Source organism: Streptomyces sp. NPDC060031, assembly GCF_042736805.1.
Taxonomy (GTDB): Bacteria; Actinomycetota; Actinomycetes; order Streptomycetales; family Streptomycetaceae; genus Streptomyces.
In genome coordinates this window covers 50,193-71,399 of sequence record NZ_JBHWVM010000036.1, presented here as the reverse complement: position 1 = coordinate 71,399, position 21,207 = coordinate 50,193, and the positions used below count along the sequence as shown (strand labels likewise).

Genomic DNA, 21,207 nt, shown 5'->3' with positions numbered 1-21,207 from the left:
CCACCGGCGGCCGGGGCCGCGCCCGCTGCGGAGCCGGTACGCGGACCGCCCGAGCGGCGGCGCGCGCCACCGCCGGAGCCGCCGCCGGCCTGGCCGGCGGAGCGCTGGCGCGGCGGGGTCGGCTGCGGCACGTCCAGCACGATGGGGATGCCCGAGGGCTCCTTGGCGCCGGTCAGCCGGGACAGCTCCTCGTCGGAGGACTTGATCTGCGCGGTGCGCGGGGAGATCCCGGCGTCCGACATCAGGCGGGTCATGTCCCGCTTCTGGTCGGGCAGCACCAGGGTGACCACGCTGCCGGACTCGCCGGCACGGGCGGTACGGCCGCCGCGGTGCAGGTAGTCCTTGTGGTCGGTGGGCGGGTCCACGTTGACGACGAGGTCGAGGTCGTCGATGTGGATGCCGCGGGCGGCCACGTTGGTGGCGACCAGCGCGGTGACCTCGCCCGTCTTGAACCAGTCCAGCGTGCGGTTGCGCTGCGGCTGCGAGCGCCCGCCGTGCAGGCCGGAGGCGCGGACGCCGTCCGCGAGGAGCTTCTTGACCATGCGGTCGACCCCGCGCTTGGTGTCCACGAACATGATCACCCGGCCGTCGCGGGCGGCTATACGCGTCGCCACGGCCTTCTTGTCGGTCTCGTCCATGACGTACAGGACGTGGTGCTCCATGGTGGTGACCGCACCGGCCGACGGGTCGACGGAGTGGCCGACCGGGTCGGTCAGGAACATCTTGACGAGCTTGTCGATGTTCTTGTCCAGCGTCGCCGAGAACAGCATGGTCTGGCCCTCGGGCCGGACCTGCTTGAGCAGGGCGGTGACCTGCGGCATGAAGCCCATGTCGGTCATCTGGTCGGCCTCGTCGAGGACCGTGATGGCGACCTGCGAGAGGTCGGCGTCACCGCGGTCGATGAGGTCCTTCAGGCGGCCGGGAGTGGCGACGAGCACCTCGGCGCCGCGGCGAAGGGCGCCGGACTGCCGGTTGATCGACATGCCGCCGACGACGGTCGCGATGCGCAGGTTGACGGCCGTGGCGTACGGGGCCAGGGCGTCGGTGACCTGCTGCGCGAGCTCACGGGTCGGTACGAGGACCAGCGCGAGGGGCATCTTCGGCTGGGAGCGGTGCCCGGCGGTGCGGGCCAGCAGGGCCAGGCCGAAGGCCAGGGTCTTACCGGAGCCGGTACGGCCGCGGCCGAGCAGGTCACGGCCGGCGAGCGAGTTCGGCAGCGTCGCGGCCTGGATCGGGAACGGCTCGGTGACGCCCTGGGCGGCGAGGGTCTTCAGCAGCGCCTCGGGCATGCCCATGTCCTCGAACGCTGCGACCGGCGGCAGGGCCGGGGTCAGCGGGTCGGGCATGGTGAATTCTTGGGGCCTGGCCACGGGGGCGGACTTCTGCCGTCCCGCGCCAGCCTTCGGACGTCCCTGGGCCGCACCTCGGCCCCGGGTGGGGCGGCGGCTGGGTCGTGCGGAGCTGGAGCTGGTCATGCGAGAAAGCCCTCCTGAAACCGGCAAGGTAAAACAAATGGTCGAGACAGCAGACAAGCCGGGGCCCGCACCTGTTCGGTGCGGACCCCGGCGTGCTGAATGCCTTAGGCGGGGAGGATGTTCTCCGCCTGGGGGCCCTTCTGGCCCTGGGTGACGTCGAAGGACACGCGCTGGCCCTCGTTGAGCTCACGGAAGCCCTGGGTGGCGATGTTCGAGTAGTGGGCGAAGACGTCCGGGCCGCCACCGTCCTGCTCGATGAAGCCGAAGCCCTTTTCCGAGTTGAACCACTTCACGGTGCCAAGTGCCATTTTAAATCTCCTGAATAGGCGGCAAAGGGCCCCATCCGGAGATTCCGGCAAAACAATAAAAGCGCCTGCGGAGCATTCCCGTCAGGCGCACATAAAGTTCATGGGTACCACAACTGCAACGCCTCAAAGCTAGCACACGTCGGTCAGGGACGGGGGCGGGAGGCGTGTGACCTGCGTCGCGACCGCTCCCGCCCGCGGCCGGCCCCCCGCCCCGACCATGCCGCGCGGAGCCCCGGCAGGCCCGCCCCGCCTGCGCCGAGGAGGATCCGCGCCCTCCGGGGAGGTGGCGGCCACGGCGGGCCGCACCTCCCCTGCGTTCGCGTACGGATTCACCCGAACGGCGGAACCGGGGGGAACGCGCACGGTCGGGGGTCGGTGATTGAATCCGCGCATGGCAGCGATCAAGGAGCCCTGGGGGCTCAGTGTGCTCGGAGCGGGCAGCGTGTCCGCCGAACCCGAACTCGCCCACGTGGAACTGGCGGTCGACCTCATCGCCCCGACGCCGAAGGAGGCCTTCAGCGAAGCCGGTGCGGCGGTGGCCCGACTGCGGGCCACCCTGCGGGAACACGGCATACCCGACTCCGACGTCTCCGGTTCACGCCTGGCGCTGACGTCGCAGTACAACGGGTACGGGGCGGAACGTACCTTCCGCGGCTACTGCTGCATGGCCACGTACACCGTGCAGACGGCGGACCTCGGCCGGCTCGACCTGCTGATCGAGGACGCGGTCACGGCCGGCGCGAACCGCGTCGACGCCGTGCACTTCGAGGTCCACGACAAGCCCGCGATGCGCGACGAGGCCCGGCGCCGGGCGGTGGCGGCCGCCCGGCGCAAGGCCGAGGTCTATGCGGAGGCGTGCGGGGTGCGGCTGGGCCCGGTGATCCACATCGAGGACGTCGACCCGGAGTCGATGGGCCGCCACAGCCACGGCCGCCGCACGGGCGGGGACCCCGAATCCGACGGCACCCTCTCCCCCGGCTCGGTCCGCATCGAGGCCGCCGTCCTCCTCGGCTTCGCCCTGCACCCCTGACCGCGGCGGGGCGGCGGCCCGGGGCCGGCTACAGGCGCTCGATGATCGTCACGTTGGCCTGGCCGCCGCCCTCGCACATCGTCTGGAGGCCGAAGCGGCCGCCCGTGCGCTCCAGTTCGTGCAGCAGCGTCGTCATCAGCTTCACGCCCGTCGCGCCCAGCGGATGGCCGAGCGCGATCGCGCCGCCGTTCACGTTCACCCTGGCCGGGTCCGCGCCCGTCTCCTTCAGCCAGGCCAGCACCACCGGGGCGAAGGCCTCGTTGATCTCCACCAGGTCGATGTCGCCCAGCGCCATGCCCGTCTTCTTCAGCGCGTACGCGGTGGCCGGGATGGGCGCCGACAGCATGCGGATCGGGTCCTCGCCGCGCACCGAGAGGTGGTGGATGCGGGCGCGGGGGCGCAGGCCGTGCTCCCGTACCGCCCGCTCGGAGGCCAGCAGCATCGCCGCCGCGCCGTCCGAGACCTGGGAGGAGACGGCCGCGGTGATGGTGCCGCCCTCCAGGACGGGCTTCAGGGTCGCCATCTTCTCGAGGGTGGTGTCCCGGCGGGGGCCCTCGTCCACTGCCACGTCTCCGTACGGCACGATCTCGCGCTCGAAACGTCCCTCGTCGATCGCGCGGACCGCCCGCTGGTGGCTGGACAGGGCGAAGCGCTCCATGTCCTGGCGCGAGATCCCCCATTTCTCCGCGATGAGCTGCGCGCCGTGGAACTGGTTCACCGGGGCGTCGCCGTACCGGGCCCGCCAGCCCGCCGAACCCGCGTAGGGGCCTTCCGCGAAGCCCAGCGGCTCCGCCGCCTGCCGGGACGCGAAGGCGATCGGGATCATCGACATGTTCTGGGTGCCGCCCGCGACCACCAGGTCCTGGGTGCCGGACATGACGCCCTGCGCCGCGAAGTGCACCGCCTGTTGCGAGGACCCGCACTGGCGGTCGATGGTGACGCCCGGGACCTCTTCCGGCAGGCCCGCCGCCAGCCATGCCGTCCGGGCGATGTCCCCCGCCTGCGGCCCCACCGTGTCGAGGCAGCCGAAGACCACGTCCTCCACGGCGGCCGGGTCCACCCCGGACCGCTCGACCAGTGCCTTCAGGACGTGTGCGCCGAGGTCGGCCGGGTGGACCGCGGACAGGCCTCCCTTGCGCCGCCCCACGGGGGTGCGTACCGCTTCGACTATGTAGGCCTCGGGCATCGGGACTCCTCGGGTTCCGGGTTACGTGCGTACGGCGATCCCGTCCAGCACCATCGACAGGTACTGGCGGGCGATCTCCTCGGGGCTGTGCCGGCCGCCCGGCCGGTACCAGGACGCCGCCACCCACACCGTGTCGCGCACGAAGCGGTAGGTGAGGCGGACGTCGAGGTCGGCGCGGAAGACCTGGGCGGCGACCCCGCGCTCCAGCGTCCCCAGCCACGCCTCCTCGAACTTCACCTGCGAGTCGGAGAGGTAGTGGAAGCGGGGCTGGGCCGACAGGTGCCGGGACTCCTTCTGGTAGATCGCGACGGCGGCGCGGTGCCGGTCGATCTCCCGGAAGGACTCGGTGACGAGGGCCTCGATGGTCTCCCTGGGGCCGAGACCGGCGGCGAGGACGGTGTCGTAGCCCTGCCACAGCTCGTTCAGGAAGGCCGAGAGGATCTCGTCGAGCATCGATTCCTTGGAATCGAAGTGGTAGTAGAGGCTGCCGGCGAGCATCCCGGCGGCGTCGGCGATCTTACGGACGGTGGTGGCGTTGTAGCCCTGCGCGGCGAAGACCTCGGCCGCGGTGTCGAGGAGCTCCCGTCGGCGCTCGGGCGAGGCCGTCACCTGCGGCTTCTTCTTCTGGATCGGCTTGTTCGTTGGCACGCGTCCATTCTCGGCCTACGCGCGCTGGCTGCTGACCGACACGGTCTCGCCGGTCATGTAAGAGGAATAGCCGCTGGCCAGGAAGACGATGACGTTGGCGACCTCCCACGGCTCGGCGTACCGGCCGAAGGCCTCGCGGGCGGTCAGTCCGCGCAGCAGTTCCTCGCTGGTGACCTTCACCAGGTGCGGGTGCATGGCCAGGCTCGGGGCGACCGCGTTGACCCGTACGCCGAACTCGGCGGCCTCCAGCGCCGCGCAGCGGGTCAGCGCCATCACTCCGGCCTTGGCGGCGGCGTAGTGGGCCTGGCCGGTCTGGGCGCGCCAGCCGACGACGGAGGCGTTGTTGACGACGACCCCGCCCCGCCCGGAGGCCCTCAGGGAGCGCAGTGCGGCGCGGGTGCAGCGGAAGGTGCCGTTCAGGGTGACGTCGAGGACCTTGCCCCACTGCTCGTCGGTCATGTCGACGAGGTCGGCGGTCCCGCCGAGTCCGGCGTTGTTGACGACGATGTCGAGGGCGCCGTGGGTCTGTTCGGCGAGCGCGAAGAGGGCCCGGACCTGCTCCTCGTCGGTGACGTCGCACGGGAGGGAGGTGACGCGGTCGGCCCCGAACTCGGCGGCGAGCGCGATCTCGGTCTCCTTCAGGCGCCGGGCGTGCGCGTCGCCGATGACGACGCGGGCGCCCTCCTCCAGGAAGCGTCGGGCGGTGGCCCCGCCGATGCCGGCCCCGGCGGCGGCGGTGACGACGGCCGCCCGGTCCTTCAGCAGGCCGTGGCCGGCGATGTACTCGGGCGGGTTCATGCCCGTGCCTCCTTGGTCCTCGACGCTGCTCATGGCCGTACGTTAACCTACCAAACACTTGTTAGGGAAGGACGTGCGGATGCCTGCCGTCCCGGCCCCGAAGGAGGCGAACACCAGATGGACCTCACCCATTCGGCGGACGTGGAGGCCTTCCGGGCCGAGGCGCGCGCCTGGCTGGCCGCGCACGTGCCCGCCGTCCCGCTGCCCTCCCTGGAGACCGGGGAGGGCTTCGCGGCCCACCGGGAATGGGAGGCCCTGCTGCACGCGGACCGCTGGTCGGTGGTCTCCTGGCCCGAGGAGTACGGGGGCCGGGGCGCGGACCTCGAACGGTGGCTGGTCTTCGAGGAGGAGTACTGGGCCGCGGGCGCGCCCGGCCGCGTCTCCCAGAACGGCATCAACCTGCTCGCGCCGACCCTCTTCGACCACGCGACGGCCGAGCAGCGGGCGCGGGTGCTGCCGTCCATGGCCAGCGGCGAGGTGATCTGGGCGCAGGCCTGGTCGGAGCCGGAGTCCGGCTCCGACCTGGCCTCGCTGACGTCGCGGGCGGTGCGCACGCGGGGCGGCTGGCTGCTGTCGGGGCAGAAGACCTGGTCCTCGCGGGCGGCCTTCGCGGACCGGGCGTTCGGCATCTTCCGCACGGATCCCGAGGCCCCGAAGCCGCACCAGGGGCTGACGTATCTGATGTTCGACCTGCGCGCGCCGGGGGTGACGGTGCGGCCCATCGGGCGGCTCGACGGGAAGCCGGCCTTCGCGGAGCTGTTCCTGGACGAGGTCTTCGTACCGGACGCGGACGTGATCGGGGAACCGGGGCAGGGCTGGCGGATCGCGATGTCGACCACGGGCAACGAGCGGGGGCTCACGCTGCGCTCCCCCGGCCGGTTCCTGGCGGCCGCGGAGCGGCTCGTCGCGCTGTGGGAGTCGGCCGGGGACCTGGCCGACACCGCGCTGCGGGACCGGGTGGCGGACGCGGTGGTCGGGGCGCGCGCCTACGAGCTGTTCACCTGGGCCGGCGCCTCCCGCTTCGCGGCGGGCGGGGCGACGGGGGCCGAGTCCAGCCTGAACAAGGTGTTCTGGTCGCAGTACGACATCGCCCTGCACGAGACGGCGCTGGACCTGCTGGGGCCGGACGCGGAGCTCGCGGAGGGCGAGTGGGCCGAACCGTGGCTCTTCTCGCTGGCCGGTCCGATCTACGCGGGGACGAACGAGATCCAGCGCGACATCATCGCCGAGCGGCTGCTCGGCCTCCCGAAGGGCCGCCGCTGATGCGCTTCCTGCCGACCGAGGAACAGTCGGACTTCGTCCGCACGCTGCGCGACCTGCTCGGGGCGGCGGACGTCCCCGCGGCGGTACGGGCCTGGGGCGCCGGGGACCACGGGCCCGGGCGGGCACTGTGGGGCCGGGTGGCGCGGACGGGGCTGTTCGCCCTGGCCGCGGACGAGGCGTACGACGGGGCCGGGCTGCTGCCGCTGGAACTGTCGCTCGGCTTCGTGGAGTTGGGCCGGGCGGGGCTGCCGGGTCCGGCGGTGGAGACGGCGGCGGCGGCGGTGCTGCTCTGCGAGCTGGGGGACGAGGCACTGGCGAAGCGGTTCCTGCCGGGGCTCGTGGCGGGCGAAGCGGCGGCCGCACTGACCCTGCCGGGCGGTTCCCCGTACGCCGTGGACGCGGACGCGGCGGCGTACTGCTTCACGGTGTCGGGGGCGGACGAGCTCCGCCTGGCCGGGGGCGCGGGCGGCGGGGGCGGCGGGGGCGCTCTCCTGGCGTCCATGGATCCGGCGCGGCGGCTGTCGCTGCCCCCGGCCGGGGGTGAGGTGCTGGCGGCCGGCCCGCGGGTGGCGGCGGCGGCACGGACGGCCGGCCGCTGGGCGCGGCTGCTGACGGCGGCCCAGTGCCTGGGCGTCGGCGAGGCGCTCCTGGCCCGCACGGTGGAGTACGCGAAGCAGCGCACGCAGTTCGGCACGCCGATCGGCGGTTTCCAGGCGGTCAAGCACCGGCTGGCGGACACGCTGCTCGGGCTGGAGTTCGCCCGGCCGCTGCTGTGGGCGGCGGCGCTGACCCTGGATCCGGGCGAGGTCGCGGCGGCGAAGCTCACGGCGGGCGAGGCCTCGTACGCGGCGGCCATGACGGCGCTGCAGTTGCACGGCGCGGTCGGCTACACGCAGGAGCTGGACCTCTCCCTGTGGCTGCGCAAGGCCCGCCCGCTGCGGGACGCGTGGGGTACGCCGTCGCAGTGCCGGGCGGCGGTGCTCGAGGCGCGCCTGCGGTAGTACGCGACGGGTGCGGTGCTCACGAGCCGCCCGCTGCGGCTCGGCCGGCGGCGTCGGCGATCGCCACGGCCAGACTGACGACGTAGCCCTCCTCGACCGTGCCGTCCGGGAAGAGCGGGCTCAGCCGCTCCCGTTCGGCGTCCATGAACGCCCGGGTGCCGGGCTCGCCGAGCAGCAGGAAGGCGGAGTGGCTGGCGTGGTTGGCCAGGTGCGCCTCAAGGGGGATCCGGCGGGACCAGCGGACCTCGCGGGTGGTGAAGTCCAGCCCCTCGGGCAGCCCGCGGAAGGTGGCTCCGGTGGCCGAGAACAGCTCCCGGATCCGGGCGTCCTGTTCGGCGATCCACGGCACGGCGCCGTCCAGGTCGTTCCACCAGAGCGCCAGAGCGCCACCGGGGCGCAGCACGCGGCGGGCCTCGGGGACGGAGCGCCCGGGGTGCGTCCAGTGCCAGGACTGGGCGAAGGTGACGAGGTCGAAGCCGCCGTCGGCGAGCGGCAGCCGGTCCCCGTCCCCGCGGACGATCGGGATGTCCGGGTGCGCCAGGCGGAACTCGGCGGCCATGCCGTCCCCGGGCTCCACGGCGAGAACCTCGGCCCCGCGGGCCCGCATCGCGCCGGTCGCGATCCCGGTCCCCGCCCCCACGTCGGCCACGCGCGCCCCGGCGAGCCCCCGCCCGGCCAGCTCCTCGACGGCGTCGTACAACGCCTCGGGATACCCGGGCCGGCTGGCCCCGTAGAGAGCGGCGGCTTTGTCGAAGGAACGGGCGCGCACGGCTGAGGGCATGGCCCCATTGTCGCCGCCGCCCCCGGCCCGTCTCAACGGAATGCGTGCACGACCTCGATCCGGCCCACGATGTGCGCGTTGAACTCGTCCAGCTCCTCCGCCGGGACCCACAGCTCCCGCCGGTCGAGGGCGCGGACCAGCTCCAGCTCGACGGGGCCCGTCGGGCGCCAGAGGGTGGAGGTGGGAGTCGTGGACATGGGGTGACGCTAAGGCGTGGCGGCGGGCCGTGGCCAGCGGATAGGGCCGCCGCCGCGGGCACCGGGAAACCGGGGTGCGGGAGCGGCGGGGTCGTGCGTAGGATCCGGGGCAAGGGCGGGGTCGTAGCACAGAGGTAGTGCGCCTGCACAACATGGAGGAGGACGCCGGTTCGAATCCGGTCGCCCCGCCCCCCTTGTCCGTCACCGGATACGGGCTCAACCGGCTGTCAGCCCGCCGTCATCCCGCCGTCCACCGCGAACTCCGTGCCCGTCACGTACGAGGACGTGTCGGAGCAGAGGAAGACGACCAGCTCCCCGACCTCCTGCGGTCGGCCCATCCGGCCCAGCGGCACGTGCGACCAGTCCCGCCCCGCGACCGCCTCGGCCACCATCGGGGTGTCGATCGCCCCCGGATGCACCGAGTTGACCCGGATCCGGTCCCCCGCCAGGTCCAGCGCCGCCGACCGGGTCAGCCCGCGGAGCCCGAACTTCGTCGACCCGTACGCCGCGTGGCCCGGGATGCCGACGAGCCCGGCCGTGGAGGAGATGTTCACGATCGAGCCGCCCCCGGCCTCCCGCAGCAGCGGAGCCACCGCCTGGATGCCGAGGAACGGCCCCAGCAGGTTGACCCGCAGCAGCGCCTCGAAGTCCGCGAGCCCCTGCTGCTCGACGTGGGCCGTGCGCCACAGCGCCGCGTTGTTGACCAGCGCCGAGACCGTGCCGAAGACGCGCACGGCCTCCCGTACGACCTCCGCCCAGCTCGCCTCGTCGGCCACGTCGTGCCGTACGAACCGCCCCTGGTCGCCCAGTTCCGCCGCGACCGCCCGGCCCTCGTCCTCCCGTACGTCCGTGACGACCACCCGCGCGCCGGCCTCCGCGCACAGCCGGGCCTCCGCCGCGCCCTGGCCGCGCCCGGCGCCGGTGATGAGGACGACCTTCCCCGCCAGTGAGATCACGGGTACCCCCTCGCTATTTCGATGAGGCATATTTCTAGCAGTCATATCTCACGGGAGGAAGGGGCCGCACGAACCCCCGGCCATAGACTGCGCCGCGTGGCAGACGAGACGAACAGGCGCACGCTCCCCGCGACCGGCTGGGCGGTGCTGGGACTCCTCTCCTTCGGGGAGGAGCTCTCCGGCTACGACCTGAAGAAGTGGGCGGACCTCTCGCTGCGCTTCTTCTACTGGAGCCCGTCCTTCAGTCAGATCTACAGCGAGCTCAAGCGCCTGGAGACGGCCGGTTACGCCTCCTCCCGCCTGGTCGCCCAGGAGACCGGGACCCGCGACAAGCGCGTCTACCGGATCACCGGCGAGGGCATGGCCGCCGTACGGGAATGGGCGCGCGCGGCGCCCGTCGACCCGCCGGTGCTCAAGCACGGGCCGATGCTGCGGCTGTGGCTGGGCCACCTCCTGGAACCGGAGCAGATGCGCGAAGTCCTCGTACGGCACCAGGAGTTCGCGGAGGACATGCGCCTGCGGGCGGTGGCCGACGCGGAGAGCGTCCAGGGCGAGGCCGCGTGGGCGTACCCGGCGCTCACCCTCAAGTGGGCCGAGCGCCACTACGCCTCGGAGCGCGACCTCGCGGCCGCCATGCTGGAGGACATCGAGGCGCTGGCGGCAGCGGCCTCCTCCGCCGCCGCCGCCGAGCAGGGTGAGCAGGGCGAGCGCCCGTAAGGGGTCCGCCGCCCGGCGGCCGTACCCTCGGGCCCATGACGGGCAGTGCGACAGACCTCCGCAAGATGCAAGAGACCGCTCCGGCTCTCGTGAACCTCTACAAGAGCGCCGGGGTCTCGCTGCGCAAACACGGCCTGGAGGGCGGGCGCGCGGCGGTCTACCTGGTGCTGGACTACTCGGGGTCGATGCGCCCGTACTACGAGGACGGCAGCGTGCAGGCCCTCGCGGACCGGGTGCTGGGGCTGTCCGCTCACCTCGACGACGACGCCCGGGTCCCGGTGGTCTTCTTCTCCACGGACGTCGACGCGGTGGAGGAGATCTCCCTCGCCGGGCACGAGGGGCGGGTCACCGCGATCGCCGCCGGCCTCGGGCACATGGGCAAGACGGCCTACCACCTGGCCATGGACGCGGTGATCGACCACTACCTGGACTCCGGTTCCACGGCCCCGGCCCTGGTGGTCTTCCAGACGGACGGCGGGCCCGTGAACAAGCTCGCCGCGGAGAAATACCTGTGCAAGGCGGCCCGGCTGCCGCTGTTCTGGCAGTTCGTCGGCTTCGGCAACACGCGCAGCTCGCAGTTCGACTTCCTGCGCCGCCTGGACGAACTGCCCGTCCCGGCCAGGCGGCCGGTGGACAACGCGGGCTACTTCCACGCCGGCCCCGATCCGCGGGCCGTGCCGGACGCGGAACTGTACGACCGGCTGGTCGCGGAGTTCCCGTCTTGGCTGGCCGCGGCCCGGGCGGCAGGCATCGTCCGCGCCTGACACGGTGCTTTCATGGGGACATGACGACGAACAACTGGGCAGCGTTCGAGAAGGCGGAGCCGGAGTTCGCGGCGGCCGTCCAGGCCCGTTTCGCGCAGTACCCGCACCACGTCCTCGCCACCCTGCGCAAGGACGGCTCCCCGCGCGTGGCCGGGCTGAATGTCGACTTCCGCGGCGGTGAGCTGTGGCTGGGCATGATGCCGGGCTCGATGAAGGCCAGGGACTTGCAGCGCGACCCGCGCTTCGCGCTGCACACCAATCCCGGCGAGGGCGAGACGATGCCGGACGGGGACGTACGGATCTCCGGGCGTGCGGTGGAGATCGTGGACCCGCCCGAGCTGCACCGGTACGCGGAGGAGACCGACTCCCCGCACCCGTTCCACCTCTTCCACGCGGATCTGACGGAGGTGGTCCGCATCGCCGTCGAGGGCGACGACCTGGTGGTCACCGCCTGGACCCCGCCCCACGGCCTGCGCACGATCCGCCGCGGCAACGACGACGAGCCGCCGCGGGAGGAGCCCGCCGGGTCCGTCAGCTGAGGGGGCCGGCAGGGGTGGAGGCGGCGGGGGCCACGTCCACCCAGTTGCGGTCGATGTTGATCGTGACGCCGCCGTAGGAGGCGTCGTGGTCGCCGCGGAATTGGTGGGCGCGGCGTGGACCGGCCCATTGGCGGGTGCCGGTGGGCAGGCCCATGTCGGCGTCCGAGACGGAGGCCGCGCCGTTCCAGCGGGCGACCCACAGCACGTCCGGCATGGCCTGCGGGGCCTGTTCGTAGTGGGCGCTCAGCGCCTTGACCCCGGAGCTCGCCGAGACGTAGGCCGCCGCGCCGTAGTTCAGCTCGTGCAGCCGGACCGTCCAGGCCGTGAGGTAGGCGACGACCGGGGCGTCCCAGGTGGCCCGGTCCGTGTAGTTCTCCAGGTCGTTGTAGAGGACCGTGCCCTCCTCCAGACCCAGGTTCCGGGCCGCGTCCACGGCGCCGTCGGCCTCGGCCCGGCCCTGGTCGTTGGCCTGGGAGGGGTCGGAGGACAGGCCGGTGCTGCTGCTGCGCCAGGGCTGCGGGCCGACCCAGATCGGCATCAGGTGCCAGCCCGCCTCCGCTTGGCGGCGGACCCAGTCGGCCGTGAGCCGCGGCTGGGCGCAGGCCCGGGCGCGGCCGCCGATGTAGATGCCGACGGCTCCGAAGGGGGAGTCGGCCCGCCAGGTGTCCATCGACCGCTGGGTGGGCGCGGTGCAGGCGTCGAAGCCCTCGCCGGTGAAGGGTTCCTGGGCGGTACGGGGGCCCGGGCCGGCGGCGACGGCCGGCTCGGCGACGACGGGGCCGGGGCCGGGGCCGGGCCTGGACCCGGGGCCCGGGCCGACGTGGCCGCCCGCCGCCGTGCGGGCCCGCGCCAGGACCGCTCGTACCGCGTCGGGCGAGACCCCGTACGAGACGGTGGCCATCAGCCCGGAGCGGCGCAGGGCGTACCGCAGCTCGTTGCTGCCGCCCTGGACCGGCGGCAGTTCTGCCCCGCCGTCGACCGCGAGGGTGGGGATGTCGGCGCGCGGCGGGGCCCCGTCGAGGGGCTCCAGGTGCAGGGTGTCGGCGCGGGCGGCGACGGCGCGGCCGGTGGTGCACTCGCTCTGGGCGCCGGCGTGCCCGAGGTAGAGGGTGGGCAGGTCGAGGCGCAGGCAGGCGCCGGGGTTGCGGTCGAGGTCGATGACCCGCCAGTCGGCGGGGACGGACAGGCGCAGCCCGCGGTAGTCGACGGGGCGGCCGTCGCCGAGGGCGGCGCGGGCGGTGTGCGCGGGGAGGCCGGCCGCGGCGGGGATCAGCAGGGCGGCGCCCAGCAGGCAGCGAAGCAGCGTACGGGAGGGCATGTGACCCACTGTTACCAGACGGCGGGGCCCCTCAACTGCGGCGGCCGCACGCGCAGATGGTCCGTATGGAGCAGTCGGCGCCCCGTCCCCGGTCCTCCCGCCAGCCCTTCCGCGAGCCCTCCTCCCATCCCCCCTGTGGGTCCGCGAAGGCGGGGAGGGCGAAGATCCGTTCCTTGCCCGGCTCCTCCATGAGTTCGACCAGCGGCAGCACCGGCCAGCACCCGGGGGTCGCGCAGCGAGTCGAGGCGGGCCACCGCGAGCCGGTCCTCCTCGCCGAGCAGCGCGACGAGCGGCAGCAGCGCTTCCCACAGCCCCTCGGCGTGCGTCACCCGCACGAGCGAATCGAGCTCGGCCCCGTCGAGGCGGGCCGTGAGCTGGGCGATCCGCAGCCGCTGGTCGCCGCCGACCATGCCGGCGACGGCGAGGGCCCCCGCAGCACGTTGAGCCGTACGTCCACCCCCTGTGCGTCGGCCCGCTCCAGCACCCCGCGCAGCACCCGGGAGCCGATCCCCCGCCCCTGGTGCTCCGCCGCCACGATGAAGTGCTCCAGCAGCAGACCGTCCCCGTCGGGCCGCACGGTGAAGCACCCGACCACCTGCCCGCGCGCCACGAGCACGGACGAATGCTCGGCGGAGAACGAGTCCAGCAGCCGCTGCCGCACCCGGCGCTCGTCGTAGCGCCCGAGCCGCTCCAGATCCCCCCGCATGACCTCGGCCCGCAACTCGGCGAGCACTTCGACATCCCCGCCCCGCGGCGCCCTGACCTCGACATCCATCCGGCCACTATCCCAAGGGCCTCGTCGCCGGCGGAGGGCGAGCCCCCGACCGGACCCGGGGCGCGGCCCCGAACGCCACCGCGCCCGCCATCCCTGGTCGGGGACATGGCGGGCGCGGTGTCAGAGTTCCGTACGCCGTTGTACGGACCGTATGAGGGGTCCTCCCGAGGGAGGGGGTGACGGGCTACACCGTCAGGGAGCGGTCCGTCGGCTTGACCGGGTACGGGAGGGCGCTGGTGCCGGTCAGGAAGCGGTCCACGCCGCGGGCGGCCGAGCGGCCTTCCGCGATGGCCCAGACGATGAGCGACTGGCCGCGGCCCGCGTCGCCGGCGACGAAGACGCCGTCGACGTTGGTCGCGTAGGACGCGTCGCGGACGACGTTGCCGCGGGCGTCCAGCTCCAGGCCGAACTGGCCCACCAGGCCGTTGGCCTGGTCGGTGCCGGTGAAGCCCATCGCCAGGGTGACCAGCTGCGCGGGGAGGACGCGCTCGGTGCCGGGCTTCTGGACGAGCTTGCCGTCGACGAACTCGACCTCGACCAGGTGCAGGGCCTGGACGTTGCCGTCCTCGTCGCCCTCGAAGTGGGTGGTGGAGACGGAGTAGACCCGCTCGCCGCCCTCCTCGTGCGCCGAGGTGACCTTGTACAGCATCGGGAACGTCGGCCAGGGCTGCCCCGTGGGGCGGTCCTCGGACGGCTTCGGCATGATCTCCAGCTGCGTGACCGAGGCCGCGCCCTGGCGGTGGGCGGTGCCCACGCAGTCCGCGCCGGTGTCGCCGCCGCCGATGACGACCACGTGCTTGCCCTCGGCCGTGATGGGGGGCGCCACGAAGTCGCCCTCCTGGACCTTGTTCGCGAGGGGGAGGTACTCCATCGCGAAGTGGATCCCGCGCAGCTCACGGCCCGGGACCGGCAGGTCCCGGGAGACCGTGGCGCCCGCCGCGATCACGACGGCGTCGTACCGCTTGCGCAGCTTGACGGCGTCCAGGTCGCGGCCGATCTCCACGCCGGTACGGAACTTGGTGCCCTCCGCGCGCATCTGCTCGATGCGGCGGTTGATGTGCACCTTCTCCATCTTGAACTCGGGGATGCCGTAGCGCAGCAGGCCGCCGATGCGGTCCGCCCGCTCGTACACGGCGACCGTGTGGCCGGCCCGCGTCAGCTGCTGGGCGGCGGCCAGACCGGCCGGACCGGAGCCGATGACGGCCACGGTCTTGCCGGACAGGCGCTCCGGCGGCTGCGGGGTGACGTCGCCGTTGTCCCAGGCCTTGTCGATGATCGAGACTTCGACGTTCTTGATCGTGACGGCCGGCTGGTTGATGCCCAGCACGCACGCCGACTCGCACGGAGCGGGGCACAGGCGGCCCGTGAACTCCGGGAAGTTGTTCGTCGCGTGCAGACGCTCCGAGGCGGCGGTCCAGTCCTCGCGGTACGCGAAGTCGTTCCACTCCGGGATCAGGTTCCCGAGCGGGCAGCCGTTGTGACAGAACGGGATGCCGCAGTCCATGCAGCGCCCGGCCTGCTTGCTGATGACCGGGAGCAGCGAGCCCGGGACGTAGACCTCGTTCCAGTCCTTCAGCCGGTCGGCCACGGGACGGGTGCAGGCGGTCTCGCGCGGGGTGGTGAGGAAGCCCTTCGGGTCAGCCATTGGTCGCCGCCTCCATCATCTTCTCGGTGGTCTCGGACTCCGAGAGTCCGGCCAGCTCAGCGGCGTCCTTGGCGGCGAGCACTGCCTTGTACGCGGTCGGGATGATCTTGCTGAAGCGGTCCACCGCGACGGACCAGTCAGCCAGGAGCTTCGCGGCCACGGTCGAGCCGGTCTCCTCCTCGTGGCGGCGCACCACATCGTGCAGCCACTGCTTGTCCGCGTCGGACAGGACGGTCTCGACGGCGCCCGCGTTGCCGACGTTGACGTTGTCGGGGTCGAGGTCGATGACGTACGCGACGCCGCCCGACATGCCGGCCGCGAAGTTGCGGCCCGTCTCGCCCAGGACGACGGCGTGGCCACCGGTCATGTACTCGCAGCCGTGGTCGCCCACGCCCTCCGAGACGACCAGGGCACCCGAGTTGCGGACGCAGAAGCGCTCGCCGGTGCGGCCGCGCAGGAACATCTCGCCGCCGGTGGCTCCGTAGCCGATGGTGTTGCCGGCGATGGTGGAGTACTCGGCGAGGTGGTCGGCGCCGCGGTCCGGGCGGACCACGACACGGCCGCCGGAGAGGCCCTTGCCGACGTAGTCGTTGGCGTCGCCCTCCAGGCGCAGGGTGATGCCGCTCGGCAGGAAGGCGCCGAAGGACTGGCCGGCGCTGCCCGTGAAGGTCAGGTCGATGGTGTTGTCGGGCAGGCCCGCGCCACCGAACTTCTTGGTGACGTGGTGGCCGAGCATGGTGCCGACGGTCCGGTTGATGTTGCGGATCGCGACCTGGGCGCGGACCGGCTGGGCGCTCTCGGCGGAGTCGGCGTTCAGCGCGTCGGCCGCGAGCTCGATGAGCTCGTTGTCGAGGGCCTTGGCCAGACCGTGGTCCTGCTCGATCAGGGCGTGGCGGACCGCACCGTCGGGCAGCTCGGGCACGTAGAAGAGGGGCTCGAGGTCGAGGCCCTGCGCCTTCCAGTGCGTGACGGCCTTGCTGGTGTCGAGCAGCTCGGCATGACCGACGGCCTCCTCGATCGAGCGGAAGCCCAGCTCGGCGAGGAGCTCGCGCACCTCCTGCGCGATGAACTCGAAGAAGTTGACGACGAACTCGGGCTTGCCGGAGAACCGGTCGCGCAGGACCGGGTTCTGGGTGGCGATGCCGACCGGGCAGGTGTCCAGGTGGCAGACGCGCATCATGACGCAGCCGGAGACGACGAGCGGCGCGGTCGCGAAACCGAACTCCTCGGCGCCGAGCAGCGCGGCGATGACCACGTCGCGGCCGGTCTTGAGCTGGCCGTCCGTCTGGACCACGATGCGGTCGCGCAGCCCGTTGAGCAGCAGGGTCTGCTGGGTCTCGGCGAGGCCGAGCTCCCAGGGGCCGCCCGCGTGCTTCAGCGAGGTGAGCGGGGAGGCGCCCGTACCGCCGTCGTGGCCGGAGATGAGGACGACGTCCGCGTGCGCCTTGGAGACGCCCGCCGCGACGGTGCCCACGCCGACCTCGGAGACCAGCTTCACGTGGATGCGGGCGACCGGGTTGGCGTTCTTGAGGTCGTGGATCAGCTGAGCCAGGTCCTCGATGGAGTAGATGTCGTGGTGCGGCGGCGGGGAGATCAGGCCGACGCCCGGGGTGGAGTGCCGGGTCTTGGCGACCCACGGGTAGACCTTGTGGCCGGGCAGCTGGCCGCCCTCGCCGGGCTTGGCGCCCTGGGCCATCTTGATCTGGATGTCGTCCGCGTTGACCAGGTACTCGCTCGTGACACCGAAGCGGCCGGAGGCGACCTGCTTGATGGAGGAGCGGCGCGCCGGGTCGTACAGGCGGTCCGGGTCCTCGCCGCCCTCACCGGTGTTGGACTTGGCGCCCAACTGGTTCATGGCGATGGCGAGGGTCTCGTGCGCCTCCTTGGAGATGGAGCCGTACGACATGGCGCCGGTGGAGAAGCGCTTGACGATGTCGGCGACCGACTCGACCTCGTCGACGGAGATCGACGGCCGGTCCTCACTCTTGAAGCCGAAGAGCCCGCGGAGCGTCATCAGGCGCTCGGACTGCTCGTTCACCCGGTCCGTGTACTGCTTGAAGATGTCGTACCGGCGGTTGCGGGTGGCGTGCTGGAGGCGGAAGACCGTCTCCGGGTCGAACAGGTGCGGCTCGCCCTCGCGGCGCCACTGGTACTCGCCGCCGATCTCCAGCGCGCGGTGCGTGGCCGCGATGCCGGAGGCCGGGTACGCCTTGGCGTGGCGCGCGGCCACCTCCTTGGCGATGACGTCCAGGCCGGCGCCGCCGATCTTGGTGGCGGTGCCGTTGAAGTAGGTCTCGACGAACTCGTCGTTCAGGCCGACGGCCTCGAAGACCTGGGCGCCGCGGTAGGAGGCGACGGTGGAGATGCCCATCTTGGACATGACCTTCAGGACGCCCTTGCCGAGCGCGTAGATCAGGTTCTTGATGGCCTGCTCCGGCTCCAGGCCGGACAGGAAGGTGCCCGCGCGCAGCAGGTCCTCGACGGACTCCATGGCGAGGTACGGGTTCACGGCGGCGGCGCCGTAGCCGATGAGCAGCGCGACGTGGTGGACCTCGCGGACGTCGCCGGCCTCGACCAGCAGGCCCACCTGGGTGCGCTGCTTGGTGGCGATGAGGTGGTGGTGCACGGCGGAGGTGAGCAGCAGCGACGGGATCGGCGCGTGCTCGGCGTCCGAGTGGCGGTCCGAGAGGACGATCAGGCGGGCGCCGTTCTCGATGGCCGCGTCGGCCTCGGCGCGGATCTCCGCGATCCGCGCGGCCAGCGCGTCGCCGCCGCCCGAGACCCGGTAGAGGCCCGAGAGGGTGGCCGCCTTCATCCCCGGCATGTCGCCGTCGGCGTTGACGTGTATCAGCTTGGCGAGCTCGTCGTTGTCGATCACCGGGAAGGGCAGGGTGACGCTGCGACAGGACGCGGCGTTCGGCTCCAGCAGGTTGCCCTGGGGGCCGAGCGAGGACAGCAGCGAGGTGACGAGCTCCTCGCGGATGGCGTCCAGCGGCGGGTTGGTGACCTGCGCGAAGAGCTGCGTGAAGTAGTCGAAGAGCAGCCGCGGGCGCTCGGACAGGGCCGCGATCGGGGAGTCCGTACCCATGGAGCCGAGCGGCTCGCCGGCGGTACGGGCCATCGGCGCGAGGATGACGCGCAGCTCTTCCTCGGTGTAGCCGAAGGTCTGCTGGCGGCGGGTGACCGAGGCGTGGGTGTGGACGATGTGCTCGCGCTCGGGCAGGTCCGACAGCTCGATCTCGCCGGTCTCCAGCCATTCGGCGTACGGAGCGGCGCCGGCGAGCTCGGACTTGATCTCGTCGTCCTCGATGATCCGCTTCTGGGCGGTGTCGACGAGGAACATCTTGCCGGGCTGCAGGCGGCCCTTGCGGACGACCTTGGCCGGGTCGATGTCGAGCACGCCGACCTCGGAGCCGAGGACCACGAGGCCGTCGTCGGTGACCCAGTAGCGGCCGGGGCGCAGGCCGTTGCGGTCGAGGACCGCGCCGACCTGGGTGCCGTCGGTGAAGGTGACGCAGGCCGGGCCGTCCCAGGGCTCCATCTGCGTGGAGTGGTACTTGTAGAACGCGCGGCGGGCCGGGTCCATCGAGGTGTGGTTCTCCCACGCCTCGGGGATCATCATCAGCACGCTGTGCGGCAGGGAGCGGCCGCCGAGGTGGAGCAGCTCCAGGACCTCGTCGAAGGAGGCGGAGTCGGAGGCGTCCGGGGTGCAGATCGGGAAGATCCGGTCCAGTGCGCCCTCGCCGAAGGCGTCCGACACCAGCTGGGACTCGCGGGCCTTCATCCAGTTGCGGTTGCCCTTGACCGTGTTGATCTCGCCGTTGTGCGCGACGAAGCGGTACGGGTGGGCGAGCGGCCAGGACGGGAAGGTGTTCGTCGAGAACCGCGAGTGGACCAGCGCGAGCGTGGAGGCGAAGCGGCGGTCGGAGAGGTCCGGGAAGAAGGGCTCCAGCTGGCCGGTGGTCAGCATGCCCTTGTAGACGATGGTGCGTGCGGAGAGCGACGGGAAGTAGACCCCGGCCTCGCGCTCGGCGCGCTTGCGCAGCACGAAGGCCTTGCGGTCCAGCTCGATGCCGCTGGTGCCTCCACCGGACACGAACAGCTGCGAGAAGGCCGGCATGGTGGCGCGGGCGCCGTTGCCGAGCAGGTCCGGCGTCACCGGGACCTCGCGCCAGCCGAGGACCGTCAGGTTCTCCTCGGCGGCGATGGCCTCGATCTGCTCCACGGCGACGGCCTGTGCGGTGCCGTCGGCGGGGAGGAAGGCGATACCGACGGCGTACGCGCCGGCCGCGGGAAGCTCGAATCCGGTGACCTCGCGCAGGAACGCGTCCGGCACCTGGGAGAGGATTCCGGCGCCGTCGCCCGAGTCGGGCTCGGATCCGGTGGCGCCTCGGTGCTCAAGGTTCCGCAATACGGTCAGCGCCTGCTCGACGAGCGTGTGGGTCGCCTCGCCGGTGAGGTTCGCCACGAAACCGACGCCACAGGCGTCCTTCTCGTTGCGCGGGTCGTACATGCCCTGCTGGGCGGGGCGACCGTCCATGGGCGACCAGGCGGTGTTGCTGAGGCCGGTCGCGGAGTGCGTGGATGCGGAACGCATCGGCTCTCCCGTCGTCGTCGTGGCATATGTGCATAGCCGAGGGACGACGTTGGCCCTCTGCGAAATTTCGTGCAGATTACATGATGACGACAATCCCGAGAAGCGGATATGCCATTCCAGCATGCGGACACTGCACGAAGCAGAAAAGAGGGGACTTTCGCAGGTGGGGTGGAATCGACCACGGGGCGAAGGTCCCGACGCGGGTGGGCCTCGTTGCCCGCAGCGCCCTGGTCTGATGCCCGGCGGACATGGGATCGAAACCGCCGAGTAACTGACTACTTATGTTGCGTGCCGCATAGTGTCTCACTCCCAGCGTGGTCAGCCTATGGCTCCGCCGATCCAGGTTCCCAGGATGTACGTCACACCCGCGGCCGCGCCACCCAGGACGAGCTGCCGCAGACCGCTGTACCACCAGGACCTGGCGGTGACCCGGGAAACGACCGCGCCGCAGGCGAAGAGCCCCACCAGGGCCAGCAGCACCGCGGGCCACAGGCTCGTGGCGCCGAGCAGGTACGGCAGTACGGGGAGCAGCGCGCCCAGCGCGAAGGACCCGAAGGAGGACACGGCCGCGACCAGCGGCGACGGCAGGTCGTCGGGGTCGATCCCGAGCTCCTCCCGGGCGTGGATCTCCAGCGCCTGCTCGGGGTCGCGGGACAGCTGCACGGCCACCTCGCGGGCCAGCGCCGGCTCGACCCCGCGCGAGACGTAGAGCTCGGCGAGCTCCTCCATCTCGTCGATCGGGTGCCCCAGCAACTGCTGGCGTTCTATGTCGAGTTCGGCCAAGACGAGCTCACGCTGCGAGGCGACCGAGGTGTACTCTCCGGCCGCCATCGAGAAGGCGCCCGCGGCGAGGCCGGCCAGCCCGGTGACCACGATGGTGTGCGGGGCGACGGTGCCGCCGGCCACACCGGTCATCAGGGCGAGGTTCGAGACGAGTCCGTCCATCGCACCGAAAACGGCCGGCCGCAGCCATCCGCCGTTGACGTCGCGGTGGGTGTGGTTGTCGCGGTGGGCGGTGTGCAGCGGTGCTTCGATGTCGATGATGGACATGGCGGCTTTCTCCCCTTTTGTACGAGTGGGTACGCGGAGGCAACGCCGCGCACGACACGCAGGCACCCACTCCCCCTGAACACCTCGAAACTACGCACGATTTCGGGTGCCCGCCAGCAAGGAAGGCCGTACTTACCTGGGGTTTTACGGGTCGGCGAC

Annotated in this window: 19 protein-coding genes and 1 tRNA gene; 7 read left to right on the top strand and 13 right to left on the bottom strand. The window is 72.3% G+C overall.

The genetic code is table 11. The annotated features are described in order from the left end of the window. Together ACFWB8_RS18350 and ACFWB8_RS18345 are read right to left on the bottom strand one after the other, a co-directional pair. Positions 1 to 1,475: DEAD/DEAH box helicase (locus ACFWB8_RS18350; protein ID WP_385227467.1), on the bottom strand; the 1,475-nt coding region annotated here is incomplete at its 3' end. Between the two features lie 104 nt (positions 1,476 to 1,579). Next, a complete protein-coding gene (locus ACFWB8_RS18345; protein ID WP_112447913.1) occupies positions 1,580 to 1,783 on the bottom strand; it encodes a cold-shock protein in 204 nt (67 codons plus the stop codon). A gap of 391 nt (positions 1,784 to 2,174) precedes the next feature. On the opposite strand from ACFWB8_RS18345, the gene ACFWB8_RS18340 reads away from it, so the two are divergent. Then, entirely contained in the window at positions 2,175 to 2,813 is a 639-nt protein-coding gene (locus tag ACFWB8_RS18340) for an SIMPL domain-containing protein (protein WP_385227464.1), read from the top strand. 28 nt (positions 2,814 to 2,841) lie between these two features. Here the strand turns inward: ACFWB8_RS18340 and ACFWB8_RS18335 are convergent, their stop codons facing one another. The 3 genes from ACFWB8_RS18335 to ACFWB8_RS18325 are packed head-to-tail and all read right to left on the bottom strand — an operon-like array spanning position 2,842 to position 5,478. Further along, positions 2,842 to 3,999 (bottom strand): acetyl-CoA C-acetyltransferase, encoded by a 1,158-nt coding sequence (locus tag ACFWB8_RS18335; protein WP_385227461.1) that lies wholly within the window; start codon positions 3,997 to 3,999, stop codon positions 2,842 to 2,844. A 21-nt stretch (positions 4,000 to 4,020) separates the two neighbouring features. After that, positions 4,021 to 4,647 carry a TetR/AcrR family transcriptional regulator gene (locus ACFWB8_RS18330; RefSeq protein ID WP_385227458.1) on the bottom strand — a complete coding sequence of 209 codons (627 nt, stop codon included), beginning with the start codon at positions 4,645 to 4,647 and terminating at the stop codon, positions 4,021 to 4,023. 15 nt (positions 4,648 to 4,662) lie between these two features. Next, positions 4,663 to 5,478 carry an SDR family oxidoreductase gene (locus tag ACFWB8_RS18325; RefSeq protein WP_385227456.1) on the bottom strand — a complete coding sequence of 272 codons (816 nt, stop codon included), beginning with the start codon at positions 5,476 to 5,478 and terminating at the stop codon, positions 4,663 to 4,665. 84 nt (positions 5,479 to 5,562) lie between these two features. Here ACFWB8_RS18325 and ACFWB8_RS18320 point away from each other — a divergent pair, with 84 nt between their 5' ends. Both ACFWB8_RS18320 and ACFWB8_RS18315 read left to right on the top strand, forming a co-directional pair. Then, positions 5,563 to 6,708 (top strand): acyl-CoA dehydrogenase family protein, encoded by a 1,146-nt coding sequence (locus ACFWB8_RS18320; RefSeq protein WP_385227453.1) that lies wholly within the window; start codon positions 5,563 to 5,565, stop codon positions 6,706 to 6,708. Then, complete coding sequence (locus ACFWB8_RS18315; protein WP_385227450.1) at positions 6,708 to 7,709, top strand: acyl-CoA dehydrogenase family protein; 1,002 nt, start codon at positions 6,708 to 6,710, stop codon at positions 7,707 to 7,709. The genes ACFWB8_RS18320 and ACFWB8_RS18315 overlap by 1 nt, the downstream gene beginning before the upstream one ends. A gap of 19 nt (positions 7,710 to 7,728) precedes the next feature. On the opposite strand, the gene ACFWB8_RS18310 is transcribed toward ACFWB8_RS18315, so the two are convergent. Then, entirely contained in the window at positions 7,729 to 8,490 is a 762-nt protein-coding gene (locus ACFWB8_RS18310; protein WP_385227447.1) for a class I SAM-dependent methyltransferase, read from the bottom strand. A gap of 32 nt (positions 8,491 to 8,522) precedes the next feature. Continuing rightward, the gene (locus tag ACFWB8_RS18305; RefSeq protein ID WP_385227444.1) at positions 8,523 to 8,687 is read right to left on the bottom strand and encodes a hypothetical protein; all 165 of its coding nucleotides are present in this window, start codon (positions 8,685 to 8,687) and stop codon (positions 8,523 to 8,525) included. 115 nt (positions 8,688 to 8,802) lie between these two features. Here ACFWB8_RS18305 and ACFWB8_RS18300 point away from each other — a divergent pair. Beyond that, a tRNA-Val gene (locus ACFWB8_RS18300) sits at positions 8,803 to 8,877 on the top strand. Between the two features lie 37 nt (positions 8,878 to 8,914). Here the strand turns inward: ACFWB8_RS18300 and ACFWB8_RS18295 are convergent. After that, positions 8,915 to 9,643 (bottom strand): SDR family NAD(P)-dependent oxidoreductase, encoded by a 729-nt coding sequence (locus ACFWB8_RS18295; protein ID WP_385227441.1) that lies wholly within the window; start codon positions 9,641 to 9,643, stop codon positions 8,915 to 8,917. 87 nt (positions 9,644 to 9,730) lie between these two features. On the opposite strand from ACFWB8_RS18295, the gene ACFWB8_RS18290 reads away from it, so the two are divergent. The 3 genes from ACFWB8_RS18290 to ACFWB8_RS18280 are packed head-to-tail and all read left to right on the top strand — an operon-like array spanning position 9,731 to position 11,663. Then, positions 9,731 to 10,360, top strand: coding sequence for a PadR family transcriptional regulator (locus ACFWB8_RS18290; protein WP_385227479.1), 630 nt, complete (start codon positions 9,731 to 9,733; stop codon positions 10,358 to 10,360). A 35-nt stretch (positions 10,361 to 10,395) separates the two neighbouring features. Then, positions 10,396 to 11,124 carry a VWA domain-containing protein gene (locus ACFWB8_RS18285; RefSeq protein ID WP_385227438.1) on the top strand — a complete coding sequence of 243 codons (729 nt, stop codon included), beginning with the start codon at positions 10,396 to 10,398 and terminating at the stop codon, positions 11,122 to 11,124. 20 nt (positions 11,125 to 11,144) lie between these two features. Continuing rightward, positions 11,145 to 11,663: a pyridoxamine 5'-phosphate oxidase family protein gene (locus ACFWB8_RS18280; RefSeq protein WP_385227435.1), complete on the top strand. Its 519-nt coding sequence runs from the start codon at positions 11,145 to 11,147 to the stop codon at positions 11,661 to 11,663. Here ACFWB8_RS18280 and ACFWB8_RS18275 read toward each other — a convergent pair. The 5 genes from ACFWB8_RS18275 to ACFWB8_RS18255 form a co-directional block, all read right to left on the bottom strand. Further along, entirely contained in the window at positions 11,656 to 12,981 is a 1,326-nt protein-coding gene (locus ACFWB8_RS18275) for a DUF1906 domain-containing protein (RefSeq protein WP_385227432.1), read from the bottom strand. The genes ACFWB8_RS18280 and ACFWB8_RS18275 overlap by 8 nt on opposite strands. 325 nt (positions 12,982 to 13,306) lie before the next feature. Then, complete coding sequence (locus ACFWB8_RS18270; protein WP_385227429.1) at positions 13,307 to 13,756, bottom strand: GNAT family N-acetyltransferase; 450 nt, start codon at positions 13,754 to 13,756, stop codon at positions 13,307 to 13,309. A gap of 184 nt (positions 13,757 to 13,940) precedes the next feature. Next, complete coding sequence (locus ACFWB8_RS18265) at positions 13,941 to 15,401, bottom strand: glutamate synthase subunit beta (RefSeq protein ID WP_385227426.1); 1,461 nt, start codon at positions 15,399 to 15,401, stop codon at positions 13,941 to 13,943. Then, positions 15,394 to 19,998, bottom strand: coding sequence for a glutamate synthase large subunit (gltB, locus tag ACFWB8_RS18260; RefSeq protein WP_385227423.1), 4,605 nt, complete (start codon positions 19,996 to 19,998; stop codon positions 15,394 to 15,396). Before gltB ends, ACFWB8_RS18265 begins: the two co-directional genes overlap by 8 nt. 318 nt (positions 19,999 to 20,316) lie before the next feature. Continuing rightward, a complete protein-coding gene (locus ACFWB8_RS18255) occupies positions 20,317 to 21,048 on the bottom strand; it encodes a VIT1/CCC1 transporter family protein (RefSeq protein ID WP_385227420.1) in 732 nt (243 codons plus the stop codon). Between the last annotated feature and the right edge of the window lie 159 nt (positions 21,049 to 21,207).

Coding starts and splice junctions, on each gene's coding strand:
- ACFWB8_RS18335 (WP_385227461.1), bottom strand. CDS start 3,999: ATGCCCGAGGCCTACATAGTCGAAGCGGTACGCACCCCCGTGGGGCGG.
- ACFWB8_RS18345 (WP_112447913.1), bottom strand. CDS start 1,783: ATGGCACTTGGCACCGTGAAGTGGTTCAACTCGGAAAAGGGCTTCGGC.
- ACFWB8_RS18280 (WP_385227435.1), top strand. CDS start 11,145: ATGACGACGAACAACTGGGCAGCGTTCGAGAAGGCGGAGCCGGAGTTC.
- ACFWB8_RS18285 (WP_385227438.1), top strand. CDS start 10,396: ATGACGGGCAGTGCGACAGACCTCCGCAAGATGCAAGAGACCGCTCCG.
- ACFWB8_RS18275 (WP_385227432.1), bottom strand. CDS start 12,981: ATGCCCTCCCGTACGCTGCTTCGCTGCCTGCTGGGCGCCGCCCTGCTG.
- gltB (WP_385227423.1), bottom strand. CDS start 19,998: ATGCGTTCCGCATCCACGCACTCCGCGACCGGCCTCAGCAACACCGCC.
- ACFWB8_RS18320 (WP_385227453.1), top strand. CDS start 5,563: ATGGACCTCACCCATTCGGCGGACGTGGAGGCCTTCCGGGCCGAGGCG.
- ACFWB8_RS18315 (WP_385227450.1), top strand. CDS start 6,708: ATGCGCTTCCTGCCGACCGAGGAACAGTCGGACTTCGTCCGCACGCTG.
- ACFWB8_RS18340 (WP_385227464.1), top strand. CDS start 2,175: ATGGCAGCGATCAAGGAGCCCTGGGGGCTCAGTGTGCTCGGAGCGGGC.
- ACFWB8_RS18270 (WP_385227429.1), bottom strand. CDS start 13,756: ATGGATGTCGAGGTCAGGGCGCCGCGGGGCGGGGATGTCGAAGTGCTC.
- ACFWB8_RS18310 (WP_385227447.1), bottom strand. CDS start 8,490: ATGCCCTCAGCCGTGCGCGCCCGTTCCTTCGACAAAGCCGCCGCTCTC.
- ACFWB8_RS18305 (WP_385227444.1), bottom strand. CDS start 8,687: ATGTCCACGACTCCCACCTCCACCCTCTGGCGCCCGACGGGCCCCGTC.
- ACFWB8_RS18255 (WP_385227420.1), bottom strand. CDS start 21,048: ATGTCCATCATCGACATCGAAGCACCGCTGCACACCGCCCACCGCGAC.
- ACFWB8_RS18265 (WP_385227426.1), bottom strand. CDS start 15,401: ATGGCTGACCCGAAGGGCTTCCTCACCACCCCGCGCGAGACCGCCTGC.
- ACFWB8_RS18325 (WP_385227456.1), bottom strand. CDS start 5,478: ATGAGCAGCGTCGAGGACCAAGGAGGCACGGGCATGAACCCGCCCGAG.